We start from the raw sequence: 9,468 nt of genomic DNA, 5'->3' as shown, positions 1-9,468 counted from the left end.
CGATGGCGCGGCCGGAGTCGATGACGACGATCTCGTCGGCGAGGACGTCGGCCTCCTCCAGGTACTGCGTGGTGAGCAGCAGGGTGGCACCCGAGCGGACGAGCTCCTGGATGACGCCCCACATCTGCTGCCGCGCGCGGACGTCGAGCCCGGTGGTGGGCTCGTCGAGGATGATCACCGGCGGGGCCGCGACGAGCGCGCCGGCGAGGTCGAGCCGACGTCGCATGCCACCGGAGTAGGTCTTGGAGGGCCGGTCCCCCGCGTCGGCGAGGTCGAAGCGCTCGAGCAGCTCGCGCGCGCGGTCGCGGGCCTGCGTGCGACCCATCCCGTACAGCCGCCCGATCATGTCGAGGTTCTCGAAGCCCGTGAGGTACTCGTCGACCGCGGCGTACTGGCCCGAGAGGCCGATGCGTGCCTTGACGCCCTCGGGGTCGCGCGCGACGTCGACCCCGGCGACCTCGGCGGTGCCGCCGTCGGCCTTGAGCAGGGTCGCGAGGATGCGCACGGCGGTGGTCTTGCCCGCCCCGTTGGGGCCGAGCAGGCCCAGGACGGTGCCCTCGGGCACCGACAGGTCGAGGCCGGACAGCGCCTCGACCCCTTTGTAGCGCTTGACGAGCCCGGTGGCCCGGATCATGTCGGCCATCAACTACCTCTCCGCCCTGTGTTCCGGGATGGAACACCTGGGGACGATCATGCCCTGTCGCGCCGACAGAACTCATCGTCCGAAGGGATGAGATCCGGACCCCCGGGCGAGCTCAGTCCTGGCGGTAGCTGGCGAGGAAGTTGCCGAGGCGCTGGATGGCGTCGCGCAGGTCCTGCGCCCACGGGAGGGTGACGATCCGCAGGTGGTCGGGGTCGGGCCAGTTGAAGCCCGTGCCCTGCGTCAGGAGGATCTTCTCCTTCAGGAGCAGGTCGAGCACGAGCTGCTGGTCGTCGCGGATCTCGTGCACCTCGGGGTCGAGTCGCGGGAACACGTAGAGGGCGCCCTTGGGCTCCACGACGGACACGCCCGGGATGGCGTTGAGCTCCTTGACGGCGGTGTCGCGCTGCTCGACGAGCCGACCGCCGGGCAGCACGAGGTCCTTGATGCTCTGGTACCCGCCGAGCGCCACCTGGATGGCGTTCTGGGCCGGGACGTTGGGGCACAGGCGCATCGACGCGAGCAGCGTGATGCCCTCGAGGTAGTCGCGCGCGCCCTCCAGCGGTCCGGTGACGACGAGCCAGGCGGCGCGGTAGCCGCACACGCGGTAGGCCTTGGACAGGCCGTTGAAGGTCAGCGTGAGGACGTCGGGCGCGAGCGTCGCGAGCGAGACGTGCTCGGCGTCGTCGTAGAGGATCTTGTCGTAGATCTCGTCGGACATGAGGACGAGCCCGTGCCGGCGCGCGAGGTCGGCGATGCCGGCGAGCGTCTCCCGCGAGTAGACCGCGCCCGTCGGGTTGTTCGGGTTGATGACGACGATGACCTTCGTGCGCTCGGTGATCTTGGACTCGAGGTCCTCCAGGTCGGGGTTCCACTCGTTCTGCTCGTCGCACCGGTAGTGCACGGGCGTGCCGCCGGCCAGGTTGGTCACGGCCGTCCAGAGCGGGTAGTCCGGGATGGGGATGAGCACCTCGTCGCCGTTGTCGAGCAGCGCCTGCAGGGCCATCTGGATGAGCTCGGAGACGCCGTTGCCGATCCACACGTCGTCGACGTCGAGCGCGGGGAAGCCGTCGACCAGCTGGTAGTGGTGCACGACGGCGCGGCGAGCCGACTGGATGCCACGGGAGTCGGAGTAGCCGGCGGAGTCGGGCAGGGCGGCGATGACGTCCTGCAGGATCTCCGCAGGCGCGTCGAACCCGAACGGCTGCGGGTTGCCGATGTTGAGCTTGAGGATCCGGTGCCCCTCGGCCTCCAGGGCGGCGGCGCGGGCACTCACGGGTCCGCGGATGTCGTAGAGGACGTCCCTCAGCTTCTCGGACTGGCGCACACGCTGGCTGGGCATGCCGTCATCCTCCCAGACGCCCCTCCCCTCCCCACTGAGTGTGACGCTCCCTCCCCCTGAGCGTGACGTTTGCGGGCCAGAACCCGAGGAATCGGCCCGCAAACGTCACGCTCAGCGGGGTGTGGACGGCGGGATGACCGCGTGCGCCGTCGACGCGACGGTGGGGCCATGCACGCACGTCGCACCGCGCACCACCTTCGGGCCGGCCTCACCCCCGACGTGGCGCGGGGGCCGGCGATGGAGCGCCGCGCCCACGGCCTGCTCAGGGCGACCGGTCTGGACGCTCCCGCGCACCTGCAGCGCGTCGACGACGCCGTCGGGCTCCTCCTCCCCGGCACGGCGCTCGGGGGCTGGGCCTCGCTGCTCCTCCAGGGCAACAACTGGTTCGACGGGCGGACCGGCGACGGGGTGCGACCAGCGCTCGTCCACTGTTCGCCCGGCACCCAGCTCCGACGTCGCGAGGTGATCACGCCGTTTCGCGGACGGGTCCTCGCCGAGGAGCTCACTGTCGTCGACGTCGGTGAACATGTCGCCGTGACGACACTCGCTCGAGCCGCCTTCGACGAGGCCCGGATCGCACCGGACCTGCGGGCCGCCGTCGTCGCGATCGACATGGCGGTGAGCACCACGCACCGTCGACCCCGTACGACGCTTGACGCCGTACGTCGGGTCGAGGCTCGTCACGTCAAGGTCCGCGGCGTCGTGCAGGTCCGCAAGGCCCTGTCCCTCGCGTCCGAACGCTCAGCGAGTCCGGCCGAGACCCGCACCCGGCTCGTCGCCCAGCTCGACGCAGGTCTGACCGGCCTTCGAGTGAACGCTCCGCTCTTCGACCTCGACGGCGTGCTGCTCGGGGTCGCCGACCTCGTCGACCCCGAGACCGGGCTGGTGATCGAGACCGACGGAGCAGGGCACCGTGAGATCGAGCAGCACACGCTCGACAACCGTCGCGAGGAGGCCTTCGAGCGCGCCGGGTGCGTGGTCGTGCGCGCCACGGCCCTCGATCATCGCGATCGGTGGGGCTTGAGCGCGCGCATCGTCCGGGGCCGGCTCGACGCCGCCCGGACGTCTCGACGTCGCTGGACGCTCGACCCTCCCCCGTGGTGGTCCACCTGGCCCGGCGCCCGACCCTGGCACTGACCCGCTGAGTGTGACGTTTGCGGGCCGCGGAGCGCTGAGCCACCCCGCAAACGTCACGCTCAGGGGGTGGGTGGGTCAGTGGGCGTCGCGGACGACGTCGAGGGCGTGGGCGAGGTCGGACGGGTAGGGGCTCTCGAAGTCGACGCGCTCGCCGGTGGTGGGGTGGTCGAAGCCGAGGTGGACGGCGTGCAGCCACTGCCGGTCCAGCCCGACCCGGGCCGCGAGCGTCGGGTCGGCGCCGTACTGCAGGTCGCCGACGCACGGGTGGTGCAGCGCGCTCATGTGCACGCGGATCTGGTGCGTGCGACCCGTCTCGAGCTTGATGGTCAGCAGCGACGCGAACCGGTGCGCCTCGAGCGTGTCGTAGTGCGTGACGCTGGGCCGGCCGTCGGCGCGCACCGTGAACTTGAAGTCGTGCTTCGGGTGCCGGGCGATGGGGGCATCGATCGTGCCGGTGTGCGGGTCGGGGTGGCCCTGTACGAGCGAGTGATACGTCTTCTCGACCGTGCGGTCGCGGAAGGCCTGCTTGAGGACGCTGTACGCCCGCTCGGACTTCGCGATCGTCATGAGCCCGCTCGTGCCGACGTCGAGGCGCTGCACGATGCCCTGCCGCTCGGGCGCGCCCGACGTGGAGATGCGGACCCCGGCGCCGGCCAGGTGCCCGACGACCGTGGGTCCCTCCCACCCGACGCTGGGGTGGGCGGCGACGCCGACGGGCTTGTCGACGACGACGATGTCGTCGTCCTGGTAGACGATGCTCATGCCCTCGACCTGCTCGGCGACGACGGTCGCGACGCGGGGCGCGGGGATCGTGGCCTCGAGCAGCGAGCCGGGCTCGACGCGCTCGGACTTCTGCGGCACCTGCCCGTCGAGGAGCACGTGGCCCTCGGCGACCAGCTCGCTCGCGCGGGTGCGCGAGAGTCCCAGCAGACGCGCCAGGGCGGAGTCGACGCGCTCGCCGGCGAGACCCTCGGGCACCGCGATGACCCGGTGCTCCTGCCCGACCCCGGCGCTCATGCGCGGTCCTTCGCGCCGGACTCGTCGGCCTCGGCGCGGGTGCCGTCGATGCCGACGCCCTGCCAGGTGCGGATGACGACGAGGACGGCCGCGACGGTCAGGTAGATGTCGGCGACGTTCCCGACGAAGAACCCGCCGTAGTCGATGAAGTCGACGACGTGGCCGCGGAAGGGTCCGGGCTCACGGAAGACGCGGTCGGTGAGGTTGCCGAGCGCACCGGCCAGCAGCAGCACCAGCGCGACGGTCCAGACCCGGTCGCGCAGCCGGGCCGCGAGCCGCACGACCGCGACGCAGACCGCGATCGCGACAACGCTGAGCAGCACCGTCATGGAGGCGCCCATGCCGAACGCCGCACCGGGGTTGCGCAGGAACGTCAGCTCGAGGACGCCCGGCACGAGACGGATCGGCTCGGCGCGGTCGGCGAGCCGGTCGACGGCGAGCACCTTGGTGAGCTGGTCGACGACCCAGGCGGCGGCGACGACGGCGAGGAACAGCGGCACGACCCGGCGACGGGGCGTGGGCACGGAGGCCGCTTCGGAGGATTCAGGCATCGCCGTCATCGTCCCACGTGGGCCCACGCGCAGGGTCAGCGACGCTCCTCGCGCTGCTTGCACGACTTGCAGAGCGTGGCACGCGGGAAGGCCTGCAGGCGCAGCTTGCCGATCGGCTCGCCGCACGTCTCGCAGGCCCCGTAGGTGCCCTTGCCGAGCCGGTCGAGCGCCTTCTCGGTCTGCAGCAGGAGCACGCGCTGGTTCGCGGCGAGCGACATCTCCGCGTCGCGCTCGAGGCTCGTGGAGCCGACATCGGCCTGGTCGTTCCCGGCGCCGTCGACGCCGTCGCGCAGCAGGTCCTGCAGCTCCTTGGCGGAGAGGTCGAGCTCCTTGCGGAGCCGGACGAGGTCGTCCTCCAGCTCGGCGCGGACGGCCGCGGTCTCGTCGGAGGTCCAGGGATCCTCGTCGCCCCGCACGGCCAGGGTGGTCTCGGTCATGCGGGAACAGTAGACCCGGGCCCCTGGCGACACAACTTCGCCCAGGGCACGGTCGGGCCGGCGGGCGGAGTACGCTGTCACCAGCAGCGTCCGAGCCGTCATCAGCGGCGAGCTTCCGGAAGAACGGGCCTCCCCCGAGGCCTCAGTAGAACCGGACGGGTGGCCCGTCACAGCCGTTCGACGAGTGGTCGCGGTCGGCAGGTCCGACGGCGGCAACCGAGGTGGTACCGCGGTCCTCCCCAGGGTCGTCCTCGAGGCAGAGAACGACCCTCCAGGAGCAGCCGCATGACGTACCCCAAGGCGCAGACGGGCCTCGACCAGCCCGCCGGCGACGTCCCCTCCACGCCGCGCTTCCCCGACATCGAGGAGCGCGTCCTGGCGTACTGGAAGGACGACGGCACCTTCCGCGCGAGCGTCGACGCCCGCGACCCCGGCGACGACGGTTCGAACGAGTTCGTCTTCTACGACGGTCCCCCGTTCGCCAACGGCCTGCCCCACTACGGGCACCTGCTGACCGGCTACGTGAAGGACCTCGTGCCCCGCTACCAGACGATGCGCGGCCGCCGGGTCGAGCGTCGGTTCGGCTGGGACACGCACGGGCTGCCGGCCGAGCTCGAGGCGATGCGGCTCAACGGCATCAAGACGACCGACGAGATCGTCGCAATGGGCATCGACCGGTTCAACGAGGCGTGCCGCGCGTCGGTGCTGAAGTACACCGGCGAGTGGGAGGCGTACGTGACGCGCCAGGCCCGCTGGGTCGACTTCGAGCACGACTACCGCACGCTGAACCCGGAGTACATGGAGTCGGTCATCTGGGCGTTCAAGCAGCTGCACGAGAAGGGCCTCGTGTACGAGGACTTCAGGGTGCTGCCCTACTGCTGGAACGACGAGACGCCGCTGTCGAACCACGAGCTGCGGATGGACGACGACGTCTACCAGAACCGTCAGGACCCGGCGGTCACCGTCGGCTTCGAGATCACGACGCCGGGCCAGCTGCAGGGCGCCCGCCTGATGATCTGGACGACGACGCCGTGGACGCTGCCGTCGAACCTCGCGGTCATGGTCGGGACCGGCATCGACTACGTGGCCGTCGACCACGGCGGCACCTCCCTGGTGATGGCCGAGGCCCGCCTCGGTGCGTACGCGCGCGAGCTCGGCGACGAGCCCGCCGTCGTGTGGCGCGGCACGGGGGCCGACCTGGTCGGCCTGGTCTACGCGCCGCCGTTCTCCTACTACGCCGACCACGAGAACGCGTTCCGCGTGGTCGCGGCCGACGAGGCCGTCACGACCACCGACGGCACCGGCCTGGTGCACAGCGCCGGCGCGTTCGGCGAGGTCGACAAGGAGGTCACCGACCGTGAGGGCATCGCGCCCGTCATGCCCGTGGCGAAGGACGGTCGGTTCACGGAGCCGGTCAGCCACTACGCCGGCATGCAGGTCTTCGACGCGAACCCGCACGTGATCGACGACCTCAAGAACGGCACGGGCGCGGTCACGTCGGGCACGCTGCTGCTGCGGCGCGAGACGTACGACCACTCCTACCCGCACTGCTGGCGCTGCCGTCAGCCCTTGATCTACAAGGGCGTCGAGTCGTGGTTCGTCCGCGTGACGGCGTTCAAGGACCGCATGGTCGAGCTGAACCAGCAGATCCGCTGGGTGCCCGACCACATCCGCGACGGCCAGTTCGGCAAGTGGCTGGAGAACGCGCGCGACTGGTCGATCACCCGCAACCGGTTCTGGGGCTCCCCCGTGCCGGTGTGGAAGAGCGACGACCCCGCGTACCCGCGGATCGACGTGTACGGCTCGTTCGAGGAGATCGAGCGCGACTTCGGCACGCTGCCGCTGAAGGACGGCGTGCCCGACCTGCACCGTCCGTACGTCGACGACCTGGTGCGTCCGAACCCCGACGACCCGACCGGGACGTCGATGATGCGCCGCGTGCCCGACGTGCTCGACGTCTGGTTCGACTCCGGGTCGATGTCGTTCGCGCAGAACCACTACCCGTTCGAGAACGGCGAGTGGTTCGAGGGACACTTCCCGGCCGACTTCATCGTCGAGTACATCGGCCAGACGCGCGGCTGGTTCTACACGCTGCACGTGCTGGCGACGGCGCTGTTCGACCGGCCCGCGTTCGAGACGTGCGTCAGCCACGGCATCGTCCTCGGCTCCGACGGCAACAAGATGAGCAAGTCGCTGCGCAACTACCCGGACGTCTCGGAGGTCTTCGACCGCGACGGCGCCGACGCGATGCGCTGGTTCCTCATGGCGTCGCCGATCCTGCGCGGCGGCAACCTGGTGGTCACCGAGCAGGGCATCCGCGACAGCGTGCGCCAGGTGATGATCCCGCTGTGGAACAGCTGGGCGTTCCTGGGGCTGTACGCGAACGCGGCCGAGTACGACGCGCGTCCGCTGGAGGCGGCTCCGGCCGACCCGCTCGACCGGTACGTGGTGGCAAAGCTGGGCCGCTGGGTGCGCGAGATGACGACCTACCTCGACGACTACGCCATCGCCGAGGCCTGCGAGTCGACGCGCGACTTCCTCGACGTCCTGACGAACTGGTACATCCGGCGCTCCCGCGAGCGGTTCTGGCTGTCGGACGCCGAGGGCGAGCTCACCGACGAGCAGCGCGCGCCGTTCGACACCCTCTACACCGTGCTCGAGACGGTGTGCCGCGTCGTCGCGCCGCTGCTGCCGCTGGTCAGCGAGGAGATCTGGCGTGGCCTCACCGGCGGGCGCTCGGTGCACCTGACCGACTGGCCCGACGCCGACGCGTTCGTCGTCGACGACGCCCTCGTCGAGGCGATGGACCAGGTGCGTGAGGTCTGCTCCGCCGGCTCGGCGTTGCGCAAGGCGGCGGCCCTGCGCGTGCGGCTGCCGCTGCCCCTGCTCGAGGTCGCCGTGCCCGACCCTGCTGCCCTGTCGGGATTCGAGGAGGTCGTCGCCCGCGAGCTGAACGTGCGGGAGGTCCGCTTCGTCGCGGCCGACTCCGAGGAGGCCGCCGCGCACGGGCTGACGTCGCGCCTGACCGTGCACGCCCGCGTCGCCGGTCCGCGCCTCGGCAAGGACGTGCAGCAGGCGATCAAGGGGTCCAAGTCGGGCGACTGGTCGGTGGCCGACGACGGCACGGTCACGTCCGGCGGCATCGCGCTGCAGGAGGGCGAGTTCACCCTCGAGCAGGTGGCGGGCGCGTCCGGCGGCACCGAGATCGCGGTGCTCCCCCGCGGCGGCTTCGTCGCGCTCGACACCACCGTGACGCCCGAGCTCGAGGCCGAGGGCCTGGCCCGCGACGTCGTGCGCGGCGTCCAGCAGGCCCGACGCGACGCCGGCCTGTCGGTTTCGGACCGGATCGTCCTGCACGTCGACGGCGACGCCGCCGTCCTCGACGCGGTCCGCATCCACGAGGCGCTGGTCGCAGGCGAGACGCTCGCGACGTCGGTGCACCTGGGCGACCTCCCCGAGGGCACAAGCATCGACGTCACCGGCGCCAGCGCCCGCGTCGCCGTGGCCAGGGCCTGACGTTTCTGCACGCGGTGGGGAGATTCCCAGGTCGACCTGGGAATCTCCCCACCAGGCGCGGGAATCTCCTCCCAGCACGGCTTGCTCTCCGTGCGTCGCTGAGTTCTCCGTGCTCCGGGGAGGTTCCCAGGTCGACCTGGGAATCTCCGGCCGAGAAGACGACGAAGGCCCCCACCAGACGGTGGGGGCCTTCGTCGTGCTGGACTCAGAGCGAGGCGTTGCTGTCCTCGTCGCCGAGCAGGGAGCGCAGGCGGCGGGGCGACCCGTCGTTCTGGCCCTGGTTGGCGGCAGCCGGGGTGTTCTCGTTCGCGGCGAGCTGGTCGAGCTGGCTCTGGAAGTAGTTCTTGAGCCGGGCCCGGTACTCGCGCTCGTAGGCCCGCAGGTGCTCGACCTCGCGCTGGAGCTCGTAGCGCTCCCGCTCGATGGCGGCGACGGCCTGCTGGCGGCGCTCGTTGGTCTCCTCGTCGAGCTTCTGCGCGCGGATGCGGGCGTCGGTCTCGAGGCGGTCGGCCTTGCCGCGCGACTCGTTGGTGAGGCGCTCGGCCTTGGTGCGGGCCTCACCGATGATCTTGTCGGCCTGGTCCTTGGCGTCCTCGACGAGCTCGTCGGCGTTGCGCGTGGCGATCTCGAGCAGACGCGCGGCGGCGTTGGAGGCGAAATAGGCAAAGAAGCGCGGGTGCTGCCAATGGGTGATGCCGGGCATCACCTTCTGCTCAAAATCGGCAAAGATCGCCTCCATCCCCTCGCCGTGCTCTGGCGGGGTTTCGGGCAGGGCGTTCAGCATATCGCCGGGTTTCGTCTGCGCGCGCACCGGGCGCTCGCCCACGG

8 protein-coding genes are annotated in these 9,468 nt (G+C 71.1%); 2 read left to right on the top strand and 6 right to left on the bottom strand.

Annotated features, from left to right (window positions below; translation table 11 throughout):
- Both A6Q79_RS10115 and A6Q79_RS10110 read right to left on the bottom strand, forming a co-directional pair.
- Window positions 1-643 (bottom strand): ATP-binding cassette domain-containing protein (locus A6Q79_RS10115; protein ID WP_317698061.1); only part of this gene is annotated, 643 nt, incomplete at its 3' end.
- 112 nt (window positions 644-755) lie between these two features.
- Window positions 756-1,982: a pyridoxal phosphate-dependent aminotransferase gene (locus A6Q79_RS10110; protein ID WP_286689601.1), complete on the bottom strand. Its 1,227-nt coding sequence runs from the start codon at window positions 1,980-1,982 to the stop codon at window positions 756-758.
- 168 nt (window positions 1,983-2,150) lie between these two features.
- Here A6Q79_RS10110 and A6Q79_RS10105 point away from each other — a divergent pair, with 168 nt between their 5' ends.
- On the top strand, window positions 2,151-3,119 hold the full coding sequence (locus tag A6Q79_RS10105) for a hypothetical protein (protein WP_286689602.1): 969 nt from the start codon (window positions 2,151-2,153) through the stop codon (window positions 3,117-3,119).
- Between the two features lie 75 nt (window positions 3,120-3,194).
- Here the strand turns inward: A6Q79_RS10105 and A6Q79_RS10100 are convergent, their stop codons facing one another.
- Genes A6Q79_RS10100 through A6Q79_RS10090 form a run of 3 tightly spaced genes read right to left on the bottom strand, consistent with a single transcriptional unit; the run spans window position 3,195 to window position 5,124 of the window.
- Entirely contained in the window at window positions 3,195-4,136 is a 942-nt protein-coding gene (locus A6Q79_RS10100; RefSeq protein WP_067858247.1) for an RluA family pseudouridine synthase, read from the bottom strand.
- On the bottom strand, window positions 4,133-4,687 hold the full coding sequence (gene lspA, locus A6Q79_RS10095) for a signal peptidase II (RefSeq protein ID WP_236749715.1): 555 nt from the start codon (window positions 4,685-4,687) through the stop codon (window positions 4,133-4,135). Before lspA ends, A6Q79_RS10100 begins: the two co-directional genes overlap by 4 nt.
- Before the next feature lie 35 nt (window positions 4,688-4,722).
- Entirely contained in the window at window positions 4,723-5,124 is a 402-nt protein-coding gene (locus A6Q79_RS10090) for a TraR/DksA C4-type zinc finger protein (protein ID WP_067858249.1), read from the bottom strand.
- A 285-nt stretch (window positions 5,125-5,409) separates the two neighbouring features.
- Between A6Q79_RS10090 and ileS the strand changes: the two genes are divergently transcribed.
- On the top strand, window positions 5,410-8,640 hold the full coding sequence (gene ileS / locus A6Q79_RS10085) for an isoleucine--tRNA ligase (RefSeq protein WP_289016776.1): 3,231 nt from the start codon (window positions 5,410-5,412) through the stop codon (window positions 8,638-8,640).
- Between the two features lie 205 nt (window positions 8,641-8,845).
- Here ileS and A6Q79_RS10080 read toward each other — a convergent pair.
- A partial coding sequence (locus tag A6Q79_RS10080) for a pyridoxal-dependent decarboxylase (protein ID WP_317698057.1) occupies window positions 8,846-9,468 on the bottom strand: 623 nt, incomplete at its 5' end.

The organism is Aeromicrobium sp. REDSEA-S32_B7 (assembly GCF_001626145.1).
Classification (GTDB): Bacteria; Actinomycetota; Actinomycetes; order Propionibacteriales; family Nocardioidaceae; genus Aeromicrobium; species Aeromicrobium erythreum.
This window is presented reverse-complemented; position numbering and strand designations above follow the sequence as displayed.